We start from the raw sequence: 22,154 nt of genomic DNA on the forward strand, positions 1-22,154 counted from the left end.
GTCGCCCACCATGATCACCACATCGGCTTGCTCTCCGCGCGCCAGCCGCGCGGGGATCGCCTGCGGCGTTTTCCCCATGGAAGGGCCGGACACCAGAATGATTTTGTCGCCGCTTTGGGGTTCATATTCCGGGGCCAGTTTCTCCAGCGCGGCCTTGAAGCCGCCGGAGATCATCACGGTCACGTCTTTGGCCAGCGCCGCGGTGCTGAAGGAGGCGCACACCAGCGCGGCGAGGATCGAACGAGTGAGTTTTTGCATGGCATGATTCCTTATGGCGATGGCGCGTTAGCGCGCGGTTTGCAGCGGCATGGCGATGCGGCGATACAGATACAGCGTCGCCAGCAAGGCGCACAGCGCGGCGAAGCTCATCCAGTAGCCCGGTGAGGCCTTATCGCCGGTGTATTCGATCAACGCGGTGGAGATCACCGGCGTAAAGCCGCCGAACACCGCCGTCGCCAGGCTGTAGGCCAGCGAGAAGCCGGCCACCCGCACTTCCGTTGGCATGATCTCAGTTAAGGCCGGGATCATGGCGCCGTTGTAGAGGCCGTAAATGAAGGACAGCCACAGCAGCACGGCCAGCATCATGCTGAAGCTGGGGGCGGCGGCGAGCAGGCTCAGCGCCGGGTAGGCGGTGGCCAGCGTCAGCAGCGTCATGGCGACCAGCACCGGCTTGCGGCCGAAGCGATCCGACAGCGCGCCGCCGATGGGCAGCCAGATGAAGTTGGAGATCGCCACCAGCAGGGTGACCAGCAAACTGTCGGAGGCGCTGAGCAACAGCACCTTTTTGCCGAAGGTTGGCGCATACACGGTGATCAGGTAAAACGCGGTGGTGGTCATAGCGACCATCAGCATGCCGGCGATCACCACCGGCCAGTTTTTTAGCAGGGTTTTAAACACGTCGCGCATCGCCAGGTGGTGGCGGCGGGCGGTAAATTCCTGCGTCTCTTCCAGCTTGCGGCGCAGCAAGAAGATGAAGGGAACAATCAGGCAGCCGAACAGGAAAGGCAGGCGCCAGCCCCATTCGCGAATGGCGCTTTCTTCCAGCGCCGCATTGAGCGCGAAGCCCATGGCCGCCGCCACCATGATCGCCACCTGCTGGCTGCCGGACTGCCAACTGGTGTAGAAGCCCTTACGGCCCGGCGTGGCGATTTCGGCCAGATAGACAGACACGCCGCCCAGCTCCGCGCCCGCCGAGAAGCCTTGCAACAGGCGCCCGCACAGCACCAGCAGCGGCGCCCAAAGCCCGATGCTCTGGTAAGAGGGGATCAATACGATCAGGAAGGTGCCCGCGGCCATGATCGACAGGGTGACGATCAGCCCTTTGCGGCGGCCGACTTTATCGATGTAGGCGCCCAACACGATAGCGCCAATGGGGCGCATCAGAAAACCGGCGCCGAATACCGCGAAGGTCATCATCAGCGAGGCGAACTCGCTGCTGGCCGGGAAAAAGGTGTGTGCGATGTAGGTGGCGTAAAAGCCGAACAGAAAGAAGTCGAACTGTTCCAGAAAGTTGCCGGAGGTGACGCGCAGGATCGCGCCGGCTTTGGCCCGGGTGGTCATGGGTGAGGTAGAGGAATGCATCTTTATCTCCAGTTTGCTATTGGCGCCTGACGCCGCGCCTGTTGCTGAAGACTCGCTCAGGAAAATAAACTAAATAAGCGCAATAAACGCATGGCGCGATGCGTTTGGCGCATCAATCGCCGTTAACAATGTTGCCTAACCTGATGTAACGTGGCGTTAACAAACTTATCGCTCACCGCCCGCTGCGCAGAGCGCCGAAAACGTTATGCGCATTTTGTGACAGGGTTCATAAAGGGGCGGCGGGGAAACGCCCCGTGCCTCTGACCGATTGTCCGTTACCGCTCGTAAAAAGGTGAATGTCTCGCACTGCGTTTGCAAAATGTCCGGATGTACGTTCAGCCTTGCAGTAACCACGAATGCTTTTGCATGCCATTCTGACGCCTCTCTGCTATAGCTTTACATCTATATAGTTGTTGATCTATATTTGCAGGGAGGTCCCGTGTGGGAAATTAAAACAACGGATGCGTTTGATAACTGGTTTAGCTCACTCCACGATGCCGATCGGGCTGGCGTGCTTGCCGCATTGATGATCCTGCGGGAAAAGGGGCCGGGGCTGCCCAGACCCTATGCCGATACGGTTAAAGGTTCGCGTTACAGCAATATGAAAGAGCTGCGCATTCAGAGCCGTGGCGAACCGTTGCGGGCATTCTTCGCCTTCGATCCGTACCGTATCGGCATTGTACTTTGCGCGGGCAATAAAGCCGGTAATGAAAAACGTTTTTACGATCGGATGATTCAGGCTGCCGATCGGGAATTCACGAACTGGCTGAACACATTAAACGAGAAGGAGTGACGCGATGGGCAGAACGCTGGAACAGCTTATTGCGGATGAAAAGCCCGAGGTCGTGGCCAAAGCGCAAGCGCTGGCGGCTGACATCATGCTGAACATCCACCTTGCCGAGCTGCGCGAGAAGGTGCAGAAAACGCAGGTTGAAATGGCGCAGGCGCTGGGTATCCGGCAACCGACCGTTGCCGTGATGGAAAAACCGGGCCGCGATCTGAAACTGTCTTCGCTCAAACGCTATGTTGAGGCGGCCGGCGGCAAGCTGCGCCTGGATGTTGAACTGCCGGACGGCTCTCACTACGAATTTGTGCTGTAAGCGCTAACGGCAAAAATCCCGCTCGGGTTTCCCTGAGCGGGCTGTTCGCAATATGGCGCCTCCGATATCAGGAGGCAGCCGTGAAAGCAAAGAGGCTCAAGGCGTGCTGGCTGTATGGGCGCTGCCGTTTGAGCCAGATAGCGTTAACAAGCCACCCGCCGTATCTTCGCGATAAACCATCCCCTGCTCAAAGCTGAAACGATACGACTTATGTTGATTAATCGCTCATTTAACGTGCAATAACTCAACGTGTTTCATTAAAACTGCGAACAAATTCGTATTTTTATCGCACTATTTATTCAAATATTCTCCCGGTGAAGTTCATCACATTTCTTTAACCTGCTTAACAGTAGATTTCTCTCGTGAGTAAAAAAATCGATTCAGCTAAAGGGGAAGGGAAATGAAGAAAACGTGGGTTATGGCGGTGTTTTCGGCCCTGATTTCAGGGCAGGTGGCGGCGCAGAGTTGGGTGCTGACCAGCGCTGAAGATGGCGTGGAGAAAGGAAACTGGAAGATTTCGAGTGAGGCGCTGAAGGTTAAGGATAAAACGTTCAGCATTGAGCAGAAAGTGTTGCACGGCGGCAAGCAAGAAGGCAGCAAAGTCGTGATTATCCGCAGCGAGGATGGCCTGACCATCACGCTGAGTCCCACGCGCGGCATGAACCTCCTGCGGGCGGAAGGATTTGGCGCGAAAATGGGGTGGGATTCTCCGGTCAAAGAGGTGGTCAACCCCGCCTTTATCAACCTGGAAAGCCGCAATGGGCTCGGCTGGCTGGAAGGTTTCAATGAGATGATGGTGCGCTGCGGCTATGAGTGGACCGGTCATCCGGTGACCGAAGGAGGGCAGATTTACACCTTGCACGGTAAAGCGGGCAATACGCCGGCCTCACTGGTTGAGGTCGAGGTAGCGGATACGGCGCCGTATGAAATTCGTATTCGCGGCCTGATCAAAGAGAGCACATTCAAAAAAGCCGATCTGCAAACCCTGACCGAACTGCGCTACGTACCTGGCAGCAACAGTTTCAGCCTGCATGATGTGTTAACCAACCGGGCGGATTATCCCCACGACTACCAGATTATCTACCACAGCAATTTCGGCGCGCCGATTCTGGAAAATGGCGCCCGCTTCCTGGCGCCGATGGCCAGCATCAGCCCGTTTAACGACTATGCCAAAGCCGGGTTGAAGACCTGGGGAACCTATGCCGGCCCCACCAAAGGGTTCGATGAAATGGTCTTTAACATCAAGCCATTATCGGATCCGAATCATCAGACACTGGCGGCGCTGGTCAATCACGCGGGCGACAAAGGGGTGGCGATTCAGTTCGATACCCGCCAATTGCCCGTCCTGACGCTGTGGAAGAATACCGATACGTTAAAACAGGGATATGTGACGGGGATTGAGCCGGGCACCAGCTATGCCTACCCGGTCACCATCGAGCGCGAACAAAAACGCGTTAAGCAATTGCAGCCTGGCGCCAGTGCGCAGTTTGATCTGACCTATACCTTGCTGCACAGCAAAGCGCAGGTGGCGGATCTGGAGAGGAAGATTGCTGATATTCAGGGTAAGGTAAAAATTGATGAAAATGCCGCGCCGATAGCCAAAGAGTAACGTTGCCTGTCGACGCATTTAGCGTGAAAGCAAAAAGCCCGCTTAAGTTTCCTTAAGCGGGCTTTTCTAAATATGGCTCCTCTGACTGGACTCGAACCAGTGACATACGGATTAACAGTCCGCCGTTCTACCGACTGAACTACAGAGGAATCGTGTGAACGGGGCGAATAATAGCGGGGCACCTGGGGTTTGTCAAAGCGCTAAACTGCAAAAAAAGCGCGTTTGCTGAGGGAATGAGCACCTTGCGCTGTTTTTCGGCATTTTTCATCGCTATGCGCTGATTTTTGCATCCCAAATCGTTTTGACGTCGTTTGCACAAGCCGTTGCACGGCGATGGTGCAGGGTCACTCTCGCTATCCTGCACCTTCCCTCTTAGCCGTACGGCTTATCCCCCGTTAACCCCGTCAAACGCCGCGCCGCAACTGATATGTAGGATGAATAAGCAAATAATATGTATTCGTCGTCACAATGGCTGGATTTTTGCTTACCCATTTTTGGGGAATGCGACTGCGCTCTCAAGAAAATTATTTTCCCCGTCTACACATAAAGTGAAAGTTCCGCGCCCCAGGGCGTTCCGCTACACCAGTGCTGAGGAAGATAACAATGTCATCGAAATTGATAAAAAGTCCGCTCGCTGCTTTGCTCATCGGTTGTTTAGGTACGGCGTTTTCCGCGCAGGCCGATATCGTCATCGGCGTCGCCGGGCCGTTCTCCGGGCCTAACGCCACCTACGGCGATCAGTATTGGCGCGGCGCTTCTCAGGCGGCGGCGGACATCAACGCCGCCGGCGGTATCAAAGGGGAAAAAATCAAGCTGGTGCAGGGGGATGACGCCTGCGAACCGAAACAGGCGGTCGCGGTCGCCAACCGGCTGGTGGATCAGGAAAAGGTCTCGGCGGTGGTCGGCCACTTCTGCTCTTCTTCTACCATGCCCGCCTCCGAGGTGTATGACGAGGCCGGCATCATCGCCATCACCCCCGGCTCCACCAACCCGCAGATCACCGAGCGCGGCATGAAGACCATGTTCCGCATGTGCGGGCGCGACGATCAGCAGGGCGTGATCGCCACCAACTACATGCTGGACACCCTGAAGGCCAAGCGCATCGCGGTGATCCACGATAAAGACACCTATGGCCAGGGGCTGGCGGACGCGGCGAAGGCGGCGATGAACAAGCGCGGGGTCAAGGAAGTGCTGTATGAGGGGCTGTCGCGCGGCGAGAAAGACTTCAACGCGCTGGTGACCAAGATCGCCTCGGTCAAGCCGGACGTGGTCTACTTCGGCGGCTGCCATCCGGAAGCCGGGCCGCTGGTGCGCCAGATGCGCGAGCAGGGCGTGACCGCCAAGTTCTTCTCCGGCGACTGCGTGGTGACCGAAGAACTGGTGACCGCCGCCGGCGGGCCGCAGTACACCAACGGCGTGCTGATGACCTTCGGCAACGATCCGCGTCAGATCCCGGAAGGCAAGGCGGTGATCGCCAAGTTCCGCGCCAGCGGCTTTGAGCCGGAAGGGTACACCCTCTACTCCTACGCCTCGATCCAGGCGATCGCCGCCGCCTTCAACGCCACCGGCGGCAAAGACAGCGCCAAGGCCGCCGAATGGCTGAAGTCGCACGACGTTGACACCGTGATGGGCAAAAAAGCCTGGGACCAGAAGGGCGACCTGAAGGTCTCGGACTACGTGGTCTACCAATGGGATGACAAGGGCAAATATCACCAGCTGTAAACGGCCGAACCTTGAAGTTGTAACCCTATGACCGACGGGCTCGCCGCTCTGGCGAGCCCGTTCCGCGATGACCTTTGGGCCGCGTCGGACTGCGTTGGCGGCCTTACCAGGCGAGACTGCTCATTATGGATGTATTCTTTCTGCAACAGCTGATCAACGGCCTGACCCTCGGTGCGGTGTATGGCCTGATCGCCATCGGCTACACCATGGTTTACGGCATCATCGGCATGATCAACTTCGCCCACGGCGAGGTGTACATGATCTCCGCCTACCTGTGCGCCATCGGCTTGGCGCTGCTGTCGTTCTTCGGGCTGCACTCGTTCCCGCTGCTGATCCTCGGCACGCTGGTGTTCACCATCGTCATCACCGGGGTGTACGGCTGGGTGATCGAGCGCATCGCCTACAAGCCGCTGCGCAACTCCACCCGCCTGGCGCCGCTGATCTCCGCCATCGGCATGTCGTTAATCCTGCAAAACTACGCGCAGATAAGCCAAGGGCCGCGCCAGCAGGGCATCCCAACGCTGCTGAGCGGCGTGTTCCGCCTGGAGTTCGACGGCGGCGTGGTGCAGATCACCTACACCAAGGTGTTTATTCTGGTGGCGTCGCTGCTCGGCATGGCGATCCTCACCTACATTATTCAGCGCACCCGGCTGGGGCGCATCTGCCGCGCCACCCAGCAGGATCGCAAAATGGCTTCGATTCTCGGCATCAATACCGATCGGGTGATCTCGCTGGTGTTCGTGATCGGCGCCGCCATGGCCGGGCTGGCCGGGGTGCTGATCACCATGAACTACGGCACCTTCGATTTTTACGTCGGCTTTATCATCGGCATCAAGGCCTTCACCGCCGCGGTGCTGGGCGGCATCGGCTCGCTGCCGGGTGCCATGCTGGGCGGATTGCTGCTCGGGGTGGCGGAGGCGCAGTTCGCCGGCATGGTGAACTCGGATTACAAGGACGTGTTCTCCTTCGGGTTGCTGGTGGCGATCCTGATCTTCCGTCCGCAGGGCCTGCTTGGCCGGCCGCTGATCGCCAAGGTTTAAGGAGAACGCCATGTCGCAATCCGTGATCCACGGCGGGCTGGACGTTAAACGCAGCCTGCTGGACGCCGTCTTGGCCGGGCTGATCGCCCTGATCGTGTTCGGGCCGATCGTCGGCATCGTGCTGAACGGCTACAGCTTTAACTTCGAACCGCACCGGCTGGTGTGGATTATCATCGCGGTGATGGCCGGGCGGCTGCTGCTGAGCCTGTTCCTGCAAACCGCGCCGGGGCGCAGGGTGCTGGCGCGCTTCGACGGTGGCAACGACGGCGTTTACGTGCGGCCGCTGGGCTATAAATCCAACCTGCGCTGGCTCCTGCCGCTGATGGCGGCGATCGCGCTGCTGTTCCCGTTCGTCGCCACCAAATACCTGCTGACGGTGGCGATCCTCGGCCTGATCTACGTGCTGCTCGGCCTGGGGCTGAATATCGTGGTCGGGCTGGCGGGGCTGCTCGATCTGGGGTACGTGGCGTTTTACGCCATCGGCGCCTACGGGCTGGCGCTGGGCTATCAGTACCTCGGGCTGGGCTTCTGGGCGATGCTGCCGCTGGGGGCGCTGATGGCGGCGCTGGCCGGCGCGCTGCTGGGCTTTCCGGTGCTGCGCATGCACGGCGACTACCTGGCGATCGTCACGCTGGGGTTCGGTGAGATCATCCGGCTGGTGCTGAACAACTGGATGTCGCTCACCGGCGGGCCGAACGGCGTCTCGGTGCCGGCGCCGACGGTGTTCGGCCTGGAGTTCGGCCGGCGCGCCAAAGACGGCGGGGTGCCGATCCACGAGTTTCTCGGCATCGATTACAACCCCAACCTCAAGTTCATTTTCATCTACGCGGTGCTGTTTTTGGTGATGCTGCTGGTGCTGTACATCAAGCACCGGCTGACGCGCATGCCGATCGGCCGCGCCTGGGAGGCGCTGCGCGAGGATGAGATCGCCTGCCGCTCTCTCGGGCTGAACCACGTGCTGGTGAAGCTGTCGGCCTTTATGCTGGGCGCCTCCACCGCCGGGCTGGCGGGGGTGTTTTTCGCCACCTATCAGGGTTTCGTCAACCCGACCTCGTTCACCTTCTTCGAGTCGGCGCTGATCCTGGCGATCGTGGTGCTGGGCGGCATGGGCTCCACCCTCGGCGTGGTGCTGGCGGCCTTCGTGCTGACGGTGGCGCCGGAGCTGCTGCGCAGCTTCGCCGAATACCGGGTGCTGCTGTTCGGCGTGCTGATGGTGGCGATGATGATCTGGCGGCCGCGCGGGCTGGTGCGCATCAGCCGCGCCAGCTTCGCCGAGCGCAAGGGGGTGGCGCCATGAGCGACGCCATTTTGCGGGTGGAGCACCTGATGATGCGCTTTGGCGGCATCAAGGCGCTGAACGACGTCAATCTGGAGGTAGAGCGCGGCTCCATCACCGCCCTGATCGGCCCCAACGGCGCCGGCAAGACCACGGTGTTCAACTGCCTGACCGGCTTTTACCGCGCCAGCGGCGGCGCGATCCTGCTCAATACCCACAAGCGGCCGACCGACGTGATCCAGGTGCTGGGGCAGAAGTTCCGCGCTGGCGACTGGATACGCCCGAAGCGGCTCGGCTCGCGCCTCTATTACAAGATGTTCGGCGGCACTCATTTGGTCAACCGCGCCGGGCTGGCGCGCACCTTCCAGAATATCCGCCTGTTCCGCGAAATGTCGGTAGTCGAGAACCTGCTGGTGGCGCAGCACATGCAGAGCAACCGCAACCTGATCGCCGGGGTGCTGAATACGCCGGGCTACCGCCGGGCGGAGAGCGCCGCGCTGGATCACGCCTTCTACTGGCTGGAGGTGGTGGATCTGGTGGACTGCGCCAACCGGCTGGCGGGGGAGATGTCCTACGGTCAGCAGCGGCGGCTGGAGATCGCGCGCGCCATGTGCACCGCGCCGGAGATGATCTGCCTCGACGAGCCGGCCGCCGGGCTGAACCCGGTGGAAACGGCCACGCTGAGCCGCATCATCCGTTTCCTGCGCCAGCATCACGGCATCACGGTGCTGCTGATCGAGCATGACATGGGCATGGTGATGGAGATCTCCGATCGGGTGATCGTGCTCGATCACGGCGACGTGATCGCCCGCGGCACGCCGCAGGAGATCCAGCACAATGAGGCGGTGATCGCCGCCTACCTGGGCGCGGACGAAGAGGAGCTGGCGGGATGAGCGAAGCGATGCTGGAATTTCGCGAAGTGGACGTGTTTTACGGGCCGATCCAGGCGCTGCGCAAGGTGTCGCTGCAGGTCAACGCCGGGGAGACGGTGGCGCTGATCGGCGCCAACGGCGCGGGAAAATCCACGCTGTTGATGTCGATCTTCGGCCAGCCGCGCATCGCCGGCGGGCAGATCCTGTTTGGCGGCGAGGACATCAGCCGCCGCTCCACGCACTACGTGGCGGCCGGCGGCATCGCGCAAGCGCCGGAAGGGCGGCGCATCTTTCCGGACATGAGCGTGGAGGAGAACCTGCTGATGGGCACCATCACCGTCGGCAACCGCTATCTGGCGGAGGATCTGCAGCGCATGTTCGAGCTGTTTCCGCGCCTCAAGGAACGGCGCAACCAGCGAGCGATGACCCTGTCCGGCGGCGAGCAGCAGATGCTGGCGATCGCCCGCGCGCTGATGAGCCGGCCGAAGCTGCTGCTGTTGGACGAGCCGAGCCTGGGGCTGGCGCCGATCGTGGTGCGGCAGATCTTCGGCGTGCTGCGCGAGCTGACCCGCAGCGGCATGACGCTGTTTCTGGTGGAGCAGAACGCCAACCACGCGCTGAAGCTGTCCGATCGCGGCTATGTGATGGTCAACGGCCAGATCCGCCTCACCGGCAGCGGCCAGGAGCTGTTGAACGATCCGGAGGTGAGAAAGGCCTATCTGGGCGGCGGCTGAACGCCGCCCCAGGGGCAGGGAGGCCCGCTTCAGAACTGTTTCTGCATCCAGCGCACGTTCAGCCGCACCAGGGCGATGATGGCGCTGGAGAGCAGCCGCAGCCCGCCGGGCATGTCGCGGCGGCGGATGTCCAGCAGCAGCACGGTGCGCACCTGCGGGCTGTCGTTCCACACTTCGTGTTCGAAGGTGTCGTCCCACAGCATGAACTCCCCCTCGTGCAGCCGGTATTCGCGGCCGTCCACTTTCAGCACCGCCGCCGGCGCGCCGTCGGTGCGTTTGGGCATGTCCAGCACCAGATAGCCGCGCAGAATGCCGCGAAACGGTCCGCGGTGGGGCGGCACCTGCTTGCCGGGCGCCAGGAAAGAGAGCGAGGCGGACAGCACGTCCGGCGACGAGGCGATCAGCGCCGCCAGCGTCGGGCAGCGCGCCAGGTTGCGGGCGATCGGCTGGCCGTAGGCCTTCATGATGAACATACGCCAGTCGCGCGCGTCGTTGGCGGAGATCGATTCCTGCTGGATCATGATCTCGTGAAAACGGGGAATATTGTGCAGATCGTGGGCGACGGTCAGCGCCTCTTCGCGGATCTGCCGCCATTGGGCGGTGAAACGTTCGGCGTCGGGGAACAGCGCGGCGCTGTCGAGCACCGGCTTGCCCTGAATGCGGCGATCGTAAACATTGCGCAATGCGAGCACGGACCAATCATAAATCGCGGACATAATGACCTCGCCTCAGAAAACGCCAAATGGACACTGCGCGCGGTTCTTCGGCGCGGCGCGTTGTCTGCGGCGGCCGGAGGGGAAGAGCGGCAGGAAAAATTGGTACGCTTCAATAGATTAGCACAGCATTTGTGCAACCGTGTGTCTGCGAATGTGTCGAAATGCGGCGAAAAAAACCACACAATTAAAGTGTGACGCGTATCGCATTTAGCGGGCCGGTTGGTTAAAATATCGCTACTTGCCCGCACCTGTCCGGATTTTGTTTACCATGGAACACGCTCCCGTTTCGCGCTCAACCGCCTGGTTGCGCGTGGTTATCCTCGCCGTCTCGGCCTTTATCTTCAACACCACCGAATTTATTCCGGTCGGTCTGCTGAGCGACATCGCCGCCAGCTTCTCGATGCAAACCGAACAGGTCGGCCTGATCATCACCATCTACGCCTGGATCGTCGCCGCCGCCTCATTGGCGTGCATGCTGCTGACCAGCAAAATTGAGCGCCGCAAGCTGCTGATCGGCGTGTTCATGCTGTTTATCGCCAGCCACGTGCTGACCGCCGTGGCCTGGAACTTCACCACGCTGGTCATTTCGCGCGCCGGCGTGGCGCTGGCGCACTCGGTGTTCTGGTCGATCACCGCCTCGCTGGCGATCCGCGTGGCGCCGCCGGGCAAGAAAGCCCAGGCGTTGAGCCTGCTGGCGGGCGGCACCGCGCTGGCGATGGTGCTCGGGCTGCCGCTCGGGCGGGTGGTGGGGCAGCTGCTCGGCTGGCGCATGACCTTTATCGGCATCGCGGTGTGCGCCACCCTGGCACTGGTGCTGCTGTGGCGCCTGCTGCCGGTGCTGAAAAGCGAGCACTCCGGTTCGCTGGCCAGCGTGCCGCTGCTGTTCAAACGCCCGGCGCTGCTGGCGCTGTACATGCTGACCGTCATCGTGGTGACGGCGCATTTCACCGCCTACAGCTACATCGAGCCGTTTATCCAGACCGTGGCCGGGCTGTCGGAGAACTTCACCACGCTGATGCTGCTGCTGTTCGGCGCCGCCGGCATCGTCGGCAGCCTGCTGTTCAGCCGCTACAGCGAGCGTTTTCCTTCCGGCTTCTTTATCGGCGCCATCGCGCTGCTGGCCTTGAGCCTGCTGCTGCTGTTGCCGGCCGCCAGCAGTGAAAGCCACCTGACGGTGCTGTGCATCTTCTGGGGCATGGCGATCATGGCCATCGGCCTGTCGATGCAGGCCAAAGTGCTGAGCCTGGCGCCGGACGCCACCGACGTGGCGATGGCGATCTTCTCCGGCCTGTACAACTTCGGCATCGGCAGCGGCGCGCTGCTGGGCAACCAGGTAAGCCTGCATCTGGGCATGGGCAACATCGGCTTCGTCGCCGCGCCGCTGGCGCTGATCGCCCTCGGCTGGTGCCTGCTGAGCTTCTACCGCAGCGAACGGCTGCAGCAGCACCCCAGCCGTTAAGCCACCGATTCGGGATGCCGCTACGGCATCCCGCGTTGCATTTTCCTGCTATAAAACAGGTTGCTGCAGCGTTTTATGCTTAACTTTTTTTCATAGTCTGCTAATTAAAAATTTAACTCCGACGCCGCTTCGCTAGCATAGAAAGTCATCAAAAATGTTAATGCGAGGTTAACGGTGAGTGACTCTGTAGCGGCGTCGCCGATCCATGCGCGGGATTTGGCGGCCAGAATCGACGCCTTGCCCGCGTCGGCCGGCCTGTGGCGCTTTATCATTCTGCTGTCGCTGGGCGGCTTTTTCGAACTCTACGATCTGTTCCAGACCGGCTATATCAGCACCGGCCTTATCGCCGACGGCATTTTCCACACCGGCGCGCAGGGCGTCTTCGGCGTGTCGGACCAGGCGGCCTTCGCCTCCGCCACCTTTCTTGGCCTGTTCGTCGGCGCCAGCCTGCTGAGCCCGTACGCCGATCGCTTCGGCCGCCGCGCCACCTTTATGTTCGCCCTGATCTGGTATGGCGCCTTCTCGCTGCTGCTGGCGTTTCAACAGCAGGCGGAGTGGGTGATCTTTCTGCGCTTTCTGGTGGGCGTCGGGCTCGGCATCGAGCTGGTGACCATCGACACTTATCTGACGGAGTGGGTGCCTGCGCATCTGCGCACCCGGGCTTTCGCCTTCGCGTTCTTCGTGCAGTTCCTGTCGGTGCCGGCGGTGGCGCTGATGTCCTGGTGGCTGGTGCCGCAGACGATTTGGGGCCTGAGCGGCTGGCGCTACGTAGTGATCGCCGGCGCGCTGGCCTCGCTGGTGATCTGGCTGGTGCGCAAAGGGCTGCCGGAGTCGCCGCGCTGGCTGGTGCAGCAGCGGCGCTATGCGCAGGCCCGGCAGGTGATGCGGGATATGGAACGGCGCTGCGGCGTGACGGCCGTGGACTTTCCGTCGCGCCCGGTGGACGATGCCGAGGGGGCACCGCTGCGCGGCCGCTTTCGCGACATCTGGGCGCCGCAGTATCGCGATCGCACGCTGATGCTGGTGGTGATGAACTTCTTTCAGGCCATCGGCTTCTTCGGCTTCGGCAACTGGCTGCCGGCGCTGCTGTCGGGCAAGGGCGCATCGGTCACCCACAGCCTGCTGTACGCTTTCTTCATCACGCTGGCCTATCCGCTGGGCTCGCTGCTGTGCAGCTTCTACGCCGACAAGATGGAGAATAAGTGGCAGATCGTGTTGTCTTGCCTGGTGACGGTGGTCTTCGGCTCGCTGTTCGCGCTGCAGAACAACCCGCTGTGGCTGATCCTGTGCGGCTTCTTCATCACCTGGTCCAACGCCTGGCTGACCTACAGCTACCACTCGTATCAATCCGAGATCTTCCCGATCCATATTCGCGCCCGCGCCGTCGGTTTCTGCTACTCCTTCAGCCGGCTGTCGACGGTGTTCAGCAGCATCATCATCGGCATTATCCTGCAGTACGGCGGCTCGCTGGGGGTGATCGCGTTTATCGTCGCCAGCATGCTGATCGTGATGCTGGTGATCGGGCTGTTCGGCCCGAAAACGCGCGGTATCGATCTGGAAAACATCTGACGTTTTGCGCCGGCGGCGACGCCGGCCTCTTCAGCAAAAAAACTCGCGATCATGCGAAAATTATTCCGTTATCACTGCCTTTGCGCCTGCCGTACTGTTACCCGGTACAAAATCCAATTCAATACCGAGCGGGGAACACGTCATGAGCATCCTCACCGCGCCCGATGGCGCGCGCATTTTCTATAAGGATTGGGGCCGCGGCCAGCCGATCCTGTTCTCCCACGGTTGGCCGCTGTCCGCCGATGCCTGGGACAACCAACTGCTGTTTTTCGGCCAGAGCGGATTCCGCGTGATCGCCCACGATCGCCGCGGCCACGGCCGTTCCGATCAGACCTGGCACGGCAACGACATCAACCAATACGCCGACGATCTGGCTCTGCTGATCGAAACGCTGGATCTGCGCGATCTGATCCTGGTCGGCCACGCCATCGGCGGCGGCGAAGTGGCGCGCTACATCGGCCGCCACGGCAGCGATCGGGTGGCGAAGGTGGTGCTGGTGGGCGCCGTGCCGCCGCTGATGCTGCAAACGCCGGTCAACCCGGAAGGCACACCGATGGCGGCCTTCGACGGCATTCGCAGCGGCGTGGCGGGCAACCGCTCGCAGTTCTTCAAAGATCTGGCGGTGCCGTTCTACGGTCTCCACTGCGACGAGGTGGAGAGCAATGCGGGGCTGATCGACCACTTCTGGCTGATGGGCATGCAGGGCGGCATGAAAGGGCAGTACGACGGCGTGAGCGCGTTCTCCGAAGTGGACTTCACCGCCGATCTGCTGGCGATCGACAGGCCGACGCTGCTGGTGCATGGCGACGCCGATCAGATCGTGCCGATCGGCGCCTCGGCGATGAAAGCCGCTAAGCTTATGCAACAGGCGGAGCTGAACGTATACGCCGACGGCGCTCATGGCTTGGCGCAGGTCGATCCCGATCGCTTCAACGCCGATCTGCTGGCCTTTATCCAGAATTCGCCGTTCTAAGGGGGCGCGATGAACCTGACTGCTATCGCCGCCCGCTGCGCGCAGCGGCTGCATGCGCCCGCGGTGCGCTGGCTGCTGCTGCTCGCCATTTGCGCCGCCTACATCCAGGGCGGGTTGGTCAAGGCGCTGAACGTCGAAGGCGCGGTTGCCGAGATGACCCACTTCGGCCTGCAGCCGGCGGCGCTGTTCGCCGTGCTGGTGACGCTGCTGGAACTGGCGGCGTCGGCGCTGATCCTGAGCGGCTTTTATCGCTGGCTCGGCGCGTTGGCGCTGGCCGGTTTTACTCTGATGGCGACGCTGATGGCCAATCCGTTCTGGCAGTTCGACGGGGCGGAGCGCGGCCAGATGATGAACGGATTTTTTGAACACCTCGGGCTGGCCGGCGCGCTGTTGCTGGTGGCATTTAACGATTTGAAGGAGCGAACGGATGGCTGAACAGACGGACAACAAGGCGGCGGCGGGCGGCTTCGCGCCGCTGAAAATCCCCTTATTTGCGGTGCTGTGGGGCGCCACGGTGCTCGGCAACGTCGGCAGCTTTATGCGCGACGTCGCCAGCTCGTGGCTGATTACCGATCTGTCGAGCAACCCTTCGGCGGTGGCGCTGATGCAGACCGCCGCCACGCTGCCGGTGTTCCTGCTGGCGATCCCGGCCGGGGTACTGTCGGACATCCTCGATCGACGGCGCTTTCTGATCTTCGTGCAAATTTTGCTGGCCTGCGTCAGCGGCAGCCTGCTGGTGCTGTCGCAGACCGGTGCGTTGACGGTGGAATACCTGCTGGCGCTGACCTTCGTCGGCGGCATCGGCGCGGCGCTGATGGGGCCGACCTGGCAGGCGATCGTGCCGGAGCTGGTGCCGCGCGCCGAGCTGAAAAACGCCGTGGCGCTGAACTCGCTGGGCATCAACATCGCCCGCTCCATCGGCCCGGCGGCCGGCGGCCTGCTGCTGGCCAGCTTCGGCGCCGGCGCGGCCTACGGCGCGGACGTGATGAGCTATGTGCTGGTGATCGCGGCGCTGCTGTGGTGGAAGCGGCCGAAGGCCGAGGACAGCGGCCTGTCGGAACACTTCTTCGGCGCCTTCCGCGCCGGGCTGCGCTATGCCCGTTCCAGCCGCGAACTGCATGTGGTACTGCTGCGGGCGGCGGTGTTCTTCGCTTTCTCCAGCTCGGTTTGGGCGCTGCTGCCGCTGGTGGCGCGCCGCATGCTGGGCGGCAGCGCCGGCTTTTACGGCGTTCTGCTGGGGGCGGTAGGCGCCGGGGCGATCCTCGGGGCGATCGCGCTGCCGCGCCTGCGCCAGCGGCTCAACGCCGACGGGCTGGTGCTGCTGGCGGCGGTGCTCACCGCCGTGGTGATGGCGGCCCTGTCGCTGGCGCCGCCGCAGTGGCTGGCGGTGGTGCTGCTGTTGGTGCTGGGCGCAGGCTGGATTATCGCGCTGACCACGCTCAACGGCGCGGCGCAGGGCGTTCTGCCCAACTGGGTGCGCGGCCGCGGCCTGGCCATCTACCTGATGGTGTTCAACGGCGCGATGGCGGCAGGCAGCCTGTTGTGGGGGCTGGTGGCGCAGGAGCTGGGCGTGGCCGCCACGCTGCTGGTCGGCGGCGTCGGCCTGTTGGCGGCGGGGCTGCTGTTCCACCGCCTGCGTCTGCCGACCGGCGAAGCCGATCTGCAGCCGTCGAACCATTGGCCGGAGCCGTTGGTCAACACGCCGGTTGAGAACGATCGCGGCCCGGTGATGATTCAGGTGGAGTACCGCATCCGCGAACAGGATCGGCCGCAGTTCTTACGCACGCTGCTGATGCTGGAGCGGGCGCGTCGCCGCGACGGCGCTTACGCCTGGGGCATTACCGAGCACACCGGCGATCCGGAATGCATCATGGAGTGGTTCCTGGTGGAGTCCTGGGCGGAGCACCTGCGGCAGCACCAGCGGGTGTCGCACGCCGACGCCGATCTGCAGCAGGAGGCGCTGCGCTTCCACATCGGGCCGGAGAAACCGGTAGTGCATCACTTCCTGTCGCTGGACAGGCGGCAGGTGAAGCATTAACTGCACGGCCAGGCGGTGAGAAGGTGCTATGCTTTTGGTCGGTTCGGCGGCGCGGCCGCCGTAAGACGAATGTAGTCAGCACAGGGAGACACATTGATGACGGCACCTTCTGCTTTTGCCCGCGAGCTTGGGCTGCGCTATCCGATCGTTCAGGGGCCGATGAACGGCGCGTCGCCGCCGGCGTTGGCGGTGGCGGTGAGCAACGCCGGGGCGCTGGGCTCGTGCGCGGCGGCGCTGTTTTCACCGGCGGTGATCCTCGAACGGGTGCAGCAGATCCGCGCGCAGACCGCCGGGCCGTTCAACATCAACCTGTTTCTGCTCGATGAGCAGCACCCGGATCTCGCCGAGCTCAAGCGCGCCCAGCACCTGCTGCGGCCGTTCCGCGAAGCGCTGGGGCTGAGCGAGCCGCCGATCCCCACCCAATTCGCCGAAAACAACCGTGACCAGATCGCGGCCTTGCTGGAGGCGGCGCCGCCGGTGGCCAGCTTCACCTTCGGCGTGCTGCCGCGCGCTACGGTTACGCAGTTCAAGAAGGCCGGCTCGCGGGTGATCGGCACCGCCACCACGGTGGCGGAAGCCCGCGCCTGGGAAGAAGCGGGCGCCGACTTCGTTTGCGTCTCGGGCGCGGAAGCGGGCGGCCACCGCCCGACTTTCCTTGGCGATATCGAGCAATCCTGCGTCGGCCTGATGGCCCTGCTGCCGCAGGTGGTGGCGGCGGTGAAGATCCCGGTGATCGCCGCGGGCGGTATCATGAACGGGCGCGGCATCGCGGCTGCGCGCTTGCTGGGCGCACAGGCGGCGCAGCTGGGCACCGCGTTTCTGTGCAGCCCGGAGTCGGGCATCGCCGAAGCCTGGCGGGCGGCGCTGAGCAACGCCGGTGATGACAGCACGCGCCTGACGCGCGCCTTCAGCGGCCGCCCGGCGCGCGGCATCGTCAATGATTTCATGCGCCAGATGCGCGCGGAAGAGGCGCAAATCCTGCCTTATCCGGTGCAGAACGCGCTCACCGGCGATATCCGCCAGGCGGCGGCCAAGGCCGGGCGCGGAGAGTTTATGTCGCTGTGGGCCGGGCAGGGCGTGGGCCTGGCGCGGCCGATGCCGGCGGCGGAGCTGGTCGCCACCCTGGCGGCGGAGCTGGAAGCGGTGTGAGCTCGTCTGCGCGATTTATTGCTCTGACAGTGTGGGGGCAGTGCAGAAAAGCGCAAGGGTGATGCCTGAAAAGAGATAAACAGTCCGGCGTTCGCGCCGGACTGCGGATTTCTTGGCTAGACGAGAATATCGGCGGAAGCGTCGACCTGCCCCACGATTTTAACCAGGAAATCAGGCTGGTTATGGCCGGAGAGATTGATCGCCAGATCGGTGACATTCTGCTGCGAGTCATAATTCAGCGCCGCTTCATACAGCGAGCCGCTTAAATTATCGACGAAGTGCAACTCGCCCCCCTCGGCCTTAACCGTCTGGTTGAGCCACGACAGATCGATTTTATCCACCGCCGTTTGGAAATCACGGATCCAGTCCGGCGCGGCGGCCTGGCTGTCGTCGGCTGCGCTGAAGACGAAGGTGTCGGCGCCTGCATTGCCCCAGAGCTGATCGGCGCCGTCGGCACCGTAAATGATATCGTTGCCTGCGCCGCCTTTGAGCGTATTGTTCAGTGCGTTGCCCACTAAGATATCGGCGCCGCTGCCGCCGATGATATTTTCAATCTGCGCGCCATAGGCGATGGCGATATTCGCCTTCAATCCGCCCACATCTGAGAATGAGCCTTCGTTAATGTTGATGCGCTGATCTTGGCTGTAGCCTGAAAAATCCAGCGTGTCGTTGCCGCCGGCATCCCAGATAGCCGCCACGATTTTGTCCGTGGACGCCTTAACGCTCAAAAAGTCTCGATCCGTATTCGAGTTGAAACCATAAGTGGTATCACCGGTGCGCGTGGTGGTGTTCGCGCCGTACAGCTTCTGAATGGCGGTAATATCATCCAGCTGCGGCCCCGAGGGCCATACGCCTTTATAGTCGGCGCCGGTGTTTTGTTCACTAAAATAGCTCATCAAAGAATATTGATGGTCGTCCTCATAATATTTCGCCGAGTTGGTGTAGGTGGGGTAAGTCGCGTTGGAGGCATCATAGTTTCCGGGGTGGGAGAGCCCGAGCGCATGCCCTATTTCGTGGGTCAGCGTATCCCTGGCATAGTTATTGGTCTGCGGATTCGAAGCGTCGTAGCCTTTGTTGCCGCTGATCCAGATGGTGCTTTTCAGGTCGTTTTGCGTACTTTCATAGGAGGTGTAATTGCCTCCGCTGGCCGCCTTATAAAAACCAAACTTTATATCAGCGCTTTTGGCATCGGTGCCTTTGACCTCGGTGAAGGCGATATTGGCCACGTCTGACCAGGACTGCAATGAAAGCTTGGTTTGAGCCTGTTGGGCGGCGGTAAGCTGTGCGGATCCTGGCTTATCGCTGTCGGTATACACGGGGAAAGAGTAGGTTATTGTTGCCGCATGGTCAGTCACGCCTTTGCCATTGGCGGAATAATGGCTCCTCAGCAACAGATCTGAAACGTCTTCCGTGGCGTATGAAGGCTTGCTGCTTCCCTCGCGATCGCCTCTTTCATAATCGGTTAAATAATCTGAGATTTTATCGGTAGCTAATGACATATCAAACTCCTTTGGACGTTGACAATATTGCACTTAACGCTCTATATGCTCGTACACAGGTTTGAAAATAGGGGGGGTTATTGGGTTATCATTGGCCTTGCCTCCTTGGTCTGGCTTGAATATCGCACTCAAGCGGGATATGTCCTTATCATTAATCACGGTGAGGAATTAATGGCGCGCAATGGTTGGCTGAAAGCAGTATAGGCATAATTATTTTATTAATGAGTTATTCTTATATGAATCTTTTACATAAGATATATGTAAAAGGCGCACTTAAATAACCAGGTGGAATTAAATCTTTATTTAATATTACTCTGTAATTGGCTCGTGGAGTTTACGTAACTGATTTATCTTTTTGCTTTTCATTAATTTTCATCTGTGAATAGCGGCGAGTAGCCACCATTGCCGCAATGCATATAGGCGGCTACACGCCGGCGAACGTCATTAATTGAGTAAGGGATTATTAAGGGCGCCCGCGTACACCGATTAACTTGCCTGATAATTAAAAACTGTAGGTGCCCTGCGCCAGGATGAAGTTCATGTTTTTCAGCCCGGCATGCTGCTGCAGGCTGTGGCCGACGTCGAAGTAGACATAGGCCACCTTGAACTGGAGATCGCTGCGCGGCGTCCAGATGGTTTCGACCTGATACTGATTGCCGATAAAGCGCGAGCCCTGCGCGCTGCCCTTCACCGGGCGCATCGGCCCGAGGTAGAAGGCATCCTCGCGGCGTTGCCGCCACAACGCGTCCCAGCTGAAGTCGATGGCCAGGGTTTGCCACGGCGTAATCGTGACCGAAGGATGAATGGCGATCAGGTTAGCCGGCGCCACCAGCCCGTTTTCGGTCAGGTAGGGCAGCTTGGGGTACATGGCGTTAAAGGTATTGAGCTGCCCATCGTGACCGTTTTTATCGCCGCTGGCGATGCCAATCTTGCCGCCAAAGCGCGGCTGCCAGCGCCAGTCGCTCATCCTATACCCGGCGTGCGCCGACGCCGACCAGGCGCGGATGTCGCGCTGTTCTGCGCTGCCGAACTGCCAGGCGGCCTCGTTGTCCCAGTCGAATCCCTGCGCCGCGCCGAAAATGCGCGCGCCGACGGTATAGCGCCGCTCTTGCCCGCTGAGCTGCGCGTAGTGGGCATCGCTATCCTCAAAGCCGAAGGTGTAGAGATCGAGCGAGGATGCCAGCGCTGCCAGCGGCGTGGTGCCGTACAGCCCCCACACCTTTTGGCTGTTGTCGGTATCGTCGTCGAAACTGCCGGTTTTGAGGGTGACGGGGTGGCCGATAAAGGCGTCGAGGCGGTTTTTATCCTTGGCCCAGCTGGCGCGGATGGCGTCGAAAGAACGGCGCACGTTGGGGCCGTCGCGGGTGCCCATCAGGTGCAGCGAACCCAGCGCAATCTCCTGGCGGCCGGCCCGCAGGGTGCCGAGGCCGTAGGCGGTGGGTAGTTTTAAGTCCACATAGCCCTGGCCGAGATAGGCATGATCTTCGTCGGTCGGCTTGCGCCCGCGATCGCGCGGCGTGGCCAGCGACGATCCCAACTGCACATAGGCGCCAAAGTCGTCGCCATAGTCGAGGCGCGCGCCAATCAGCAGGCGCTGCATGAAGGTGTCGTCGCGTCCGCCGCTCAGATCGCGTTGATCCGTCCATTCATAGCGCTCGCGCAGTGAACCGTCGAAAGACAGGGTGGCCGCATCGCCCAACGGGATGTTTTTCCAGGGGGAAGCGGCGGGTTCCGCCGCCAGGGCGGGGAGCGAGGAGAACAGCAACAGTGCGGGAAGCGTGCGTTTCATCATGGGTATCCGAAGAAAAAAGCGCGCCGCAGCGCGCCTTGGGTTTATTTAGCCGTCTGGTGGATTTCGGCGATGTAGCCGCCGGGGAAACGCACCAGCGCCGAGGCGCGGCGCTCCGCCGCCGTCGAACGCCACAGCACCTGCGCGCCGCTGGCCGTCGCTTTGGCCAGCGTGGCCGGCAGATCGTCGACGCCATAGCCGGTGCGCTCATGGCCGAACGGATAAGGCAGATGCCCGTCGGTGACGAAAATGCGCGTTTTGCCGAAGCGCGAGTCCAGTTCGATCTGGCGGATCTTGTCGCTGTCGCTGCGGCCGATCGCCGTATCGCTGACCTGTTCGTCGCTCACCACCGTGGCGTGCGAGAACGCCTGGTAGCTTTTCAGGAAATCGTCGACGCGGTAGGCGGAGAGATACAGGCGGTTTTCCGGTACGCTCAGCAGCGGCTTGTAGTTGGGCGCCTTGGTGTGCCAATAGAGCTGCATGTTGACGCCGCCGGGCCACTGGATCACCGCGTCGCGGCCAATCGGATCGTCGAAAGGCGCAACCTGCACATCGGCACCGGCGGCCCTGGCCTGGCGGATGGCGGCGTCCATATCCCTGACCAGAAAACCGTTGCGCTCGGCGCCGAACGGGTGCGGGATCGGCGTTTTGAAATCGAACACCGAGAAGCTGCCGGCCGGCGTCAGTATCAGCTGGGAGTAGGTTTCGCTCGGCGTGGGCGTGACGTTGACCAGCACGCGTTCGGTGCTGGTGCCGCCGAAGGTTTTCAGGATGCTGTCGACAAAGGCATCCATTTTTCCGCGTTCGACGTAGACATGGGTGGTGTCATATTGCGGCCCCACGGCGAGAGACGCCGTATCGGCCGCCCATGATACGGCAGGGAGCAGCAGCGCAAGGGCTGATATCCTCAGCCGACGAGAAGAAATACCGATAATATGTTGCATGATGACCTCCAGGTAGCGGTTATTTTCCTGAGTGAAGCGTGATTTCCTATGAGCTTTCCCGTCGGCTGAAAAATAAAAACTAAA

The 22,154-nt window shown here is 61.4% G+C and carries 20 protein-coding genes and 1 tRNA gene; 14 read left to right on the forward strand and 7 right to left on the reverse strand.

Features of this window, described 5'->3' with window-relative positions; all coding sequences use genetic code 11:
- The coding region (locus tag ACJ8MK_RS12940) for a substrate-binding domain-containing protein (RefSeq protein WP_442517793.1) at nt 1-258 on the reverse strand (258 nt) is incomplete at its 3' end.
- Nucleotides 259-285: 27 nt separating this feature from the next.
- Nucleotides 286-1,581, reverse strand: a complete 1,296-nt coding sequence (locus ACJ8MK_RS12945) for an MFS transporter (RefSeq protein WP_103829662.1) — start codon at nt 1,579-1,581, stop codon at nt 286-288.
- A gap of 439 nt (nt 1,582-2,020) precedes the next feature.
- Between ACJ8MK_RS12945 and ACJ8MK_RS12950 the strand changes: the two genes are divergently transcribed.
- From ACJ8MK_RS12950 to ACJ8MK_RS12960, 3 genes are all read left to right on the forward strand, one after another.
- Nucleotides 2,021-2,374 (forward strand): type II toxin-antitoxin system RelE/ParE family toxin, encoded by a 354-nt coding sequence (locus ACJ8MK_RS12950; protein WP_033647956.1) that lies wholly within the window; start codon nt 2,021-2,023, stop codon nt 2,372-2,374.
- A gap of 4 nt (nt 2,375-2,378) precedes the next feature.
- Nucleotides 2,379-2,681, forward strand: coding sequence for an XRE family transcriptional regulator (locus ACJ8MK_RS12955; RefSeq protein WP_033635213.1), 303 nt, complete (start codon nt 2,379-2,381; stop codon nt 2,679-2,681).
- 400 nt (nt 2,682-3,081) lie between these two features.
- The gene (locus ACJ8MK_RS12960; protein ID WP_041035902.1) at nt 3,082-4,290 is read left to right on the forward strand and encodes an aldose 1-epimerase family protein; all 1,209 of its coding nucleotides are present in this window, start codon (nt 3,082-3,084) and stop codon (nt 4,288-4,290) included.
- A 73-nt stretch (nt 4,291-4,363) separates the two neighbouring features.
- Here ACJ8MK_RS12960 and ACJ8MK_RS12965 read toward each other — a convergent pair.
- Nucleotides 4,364-4,439 (reverse strand) — tRNA-Asn (locus ACJ8MK_RS12965).
- Between the two features lie 454 nt (nt 4,440-4,893).
- Here ACJ8MK_RS12965 and ACJ8MK_RS12970 point away from each other — a divergent pair.
- From ACJ8MK_RS12970 to ACJ8MK_RS12990, 5 genes are all read left to right on the forward strand, one after another.
- Nucleotides 4,894-6,012, forward strand: coding sequence for a branched-chain amino acid ABC transporter substrate-binding protein (locus ACJ8MK_RS12970; protein ID WP_033647954.1), 1,119 nt, complete (start codon nt 4,894-4,896; stop codon nt 6,010-6,012).
- Between the two features lie 125 nt (nt 6,013-6,137).
- A complete protein-coding gene (locus ACJ8MK_RS12975; protein ID WP_004928592.1) occupies nt 6,138-7,052 on the forward strand; it encodes an ABC transporter permease subunit in 915 nt (304 codons plus the stop codon).
- A gap of 10 nt (nt 7,053-7,062) precedes the next feature.
- Entirely contained in the window at nt 7,063-8,349 is a 1,287-nt protein-coding gene (livM, locus tag ACJ8MK_RS12980) for a high-affinity branched-chain amino acid ABC transporter permease LivM (RefSeq protein WP_442517794.1), read from the forward strand.
- Nucleotides 8,346-9,221 carry an ABC transporter ATP-binding protein gene (locus ACJ8MK_RS12985; RefSeq protein WP_033635209.1) on the forward strand — a complete coding sequence of 292 codons (876 nt, stop codon included), beginning with the start codon at nt 8,346-8,348 and terminating at the stop codon, nt 9,219-9,221. Before livM ends, ACJ8MK_RS12985 begins: the two co-directional genes overlap by 4 nt.
- Nucleotides 9,218-9,934 carry an ABC transporter ATP-binding protein gene (locus ACJ8MK_RS12990; protein ID WP_033647952.1) on the forward strand — a complete coding sequence of 239 codons (717 nt, stop codon included), beginning with the start codon at nt 9,218-9,220 and terminating at the stop codon, nt 9,932-9,934. Before ACJ8MK_RS12985 ends, ACJ8MK_RS12990 begins: the two co-directional genes overlap by 4 nt.
- A 29-nt stretch (nt 9,935-9,963) precedes the next feature.
- Here ACJ8MK_RS12990 and ACJ8MK_RS12995 read toward each other — a convergent pair whose 3' ends face one another.
- Complete coding sequence (locus tag ACJ8MK_RS12995; RefSeq protein WP_033647951.1) at nt 9,964-10,650, reverse strand: aspartyl/asparaginyl beta-hydroxylase domain-containing protein; 687 nt, start codon at nt 10,648-10,650, stop codon at nt 9,964-9,966.
- A 268-nt stretch (nt 10,651-10,918) separates the two neighbouring features.
- Between ACJ8MK_RS12995 and ACJ8MK_RS13000 the strand changes: the two genes are divergently transcribed.
- From ACJ8MK_RS13000 to ACJ8MK_RS13025, 6 genes are all read left to right on the forward strand, one after another.
- On the forward strand, nt 10,919-12,109 hold the full coding sequence (locus tag ACJ8MK_RS13000) for a sugar transporter (RefSeq protein ID WP_442517795.1): 1,191 nt from the start codon (nt 10,919-10,921) through the stop codon (nt 12,107-12,109).
- 174 nt (nt 12,110-12,283) lie between these two features.
- On the forward strand, nt 12,284-13,678 hold the full coding sequence (locus ACJ8MK_RS13005; protein WP_442517796.1) for an MFS transporter: 1,395 nt from the start codon (nt 12,284-12,286) through the stop codon (nt 13,676-13,678).
- Nucleotides 13,679-13,820: 142 nt separating this feature from the next.
- The gene (locus ACJ8MK_RS13010) at nt 13,821-14,651 is read left to right on the forward strand and encodes an alpha/beta fold hydrolase (protein WP_308415256.1); all 831 of its coding nucleotides are present in this window, start codon (nt 13,821-13,823) and stop codon (nt 14,649-14,651) included.
- A 9-nt stretch (nt 14,652-14,660) separates the two neighbouring features.
- On the forward strand, nt 14,661-15,086 hold the full coding sequence (locus ACJ8MK_RS13015) for a DoxX family protein (RefSeq protein WP_033635204.1): 426 nt from the start codon (nt 14,661-14,663) through the stop codon (nt 15,084-15,086).
- The gene (locus ACJ8MK_RS13020) at nt 15,079-16,689 is read left to right on the forward strand and encodes an MFS transporter (protein ID WP_442517797.1); all 1,611 of its coding nucleotides are present in this window, start codon (nt 15,079-15,081) and stop codon (nt 16,687-16,689) included. The genes ACJ8MK_RS13015 and ACJ8MK_RS13020 overlap by 8 nt, the downstream gene beginning before the upstream one ends.
- Before the next feature lie 96 nt (nt 16,690-16,785).
- Nucleotides 16,786-17,838 (forward strand): NAD(P)H-dependent flavin oxidoreductase, encoded by a 1,053-nt coding sequence (locus tag ACJ8MK_RS13025; RefSeq protein WP_060388026.1) that lies wholly within the window; start codon nt 16,786-16,788, stop codon nt 17,836-17,838.
- A 116-nt stretch (nt 17,839-17,954) separates the two neighbouring features.
- On the opposite strand, the gene ACJ8MK_RS13030 is transcribed toward ACJ8MK_RS13025, so the two are convergent.
- From ACJ8MK_RS13030 to ACJ8MK_RS13040, 3 genes are all read right to left on the reverse strand, one after another.
- The gene (locus tag ACJ8MK_RS13030) at nt 17,955-19,337 is read right to left on the reverse strand and encodes a serralysin family metalloprotease (protein WP_033654938.1); all 1,383 of its coding nucleotides are present in this window, start codon (nt 19,335-19,337) and stop codon (nt 17,955-17,957) included.
- Nucleotides 19,338-19,839: 502 nt separating this feature from the next.
- The gene (locus ACJ8MK_RS13035; RefSeq protein ID WP_442517798.1) at nt 19,840-21,126 is read right to left on the reverse strand and encodes an alginate export family protein; all 1,287 of its coding nucleotides are present in this window, start codon (nt 21,124-21,126) and stop codon (nt 19,840-19,842) included.
- Between the two features lie 44 nt (nt 21,127-21,170).
- Nucleotides 21,171-21,968: a glyoxalase gene (locus ACJ8MK_RS13040; RefSeq protein ID WP_440527994.1), complete on the reverse strand. Its 798-nt coding sequence runs from the start codon at nt 21,966-21,968 to the stop codon at nt 21,171-21,173.
- Between the last annotated feature and the right edge of the window lie 186 nt (nt 21,969-22,154).

Source organism: Serratia sp. CY38905, assembly GCF_052168875.1.
Taxonomy (GTDB): domain Bacteria; phylum Pseudomonadota; class Gammaproteobacteria; order Enterobacterales; family Enterobacteriaceae; genus Serratia; species Serratia sarumanii.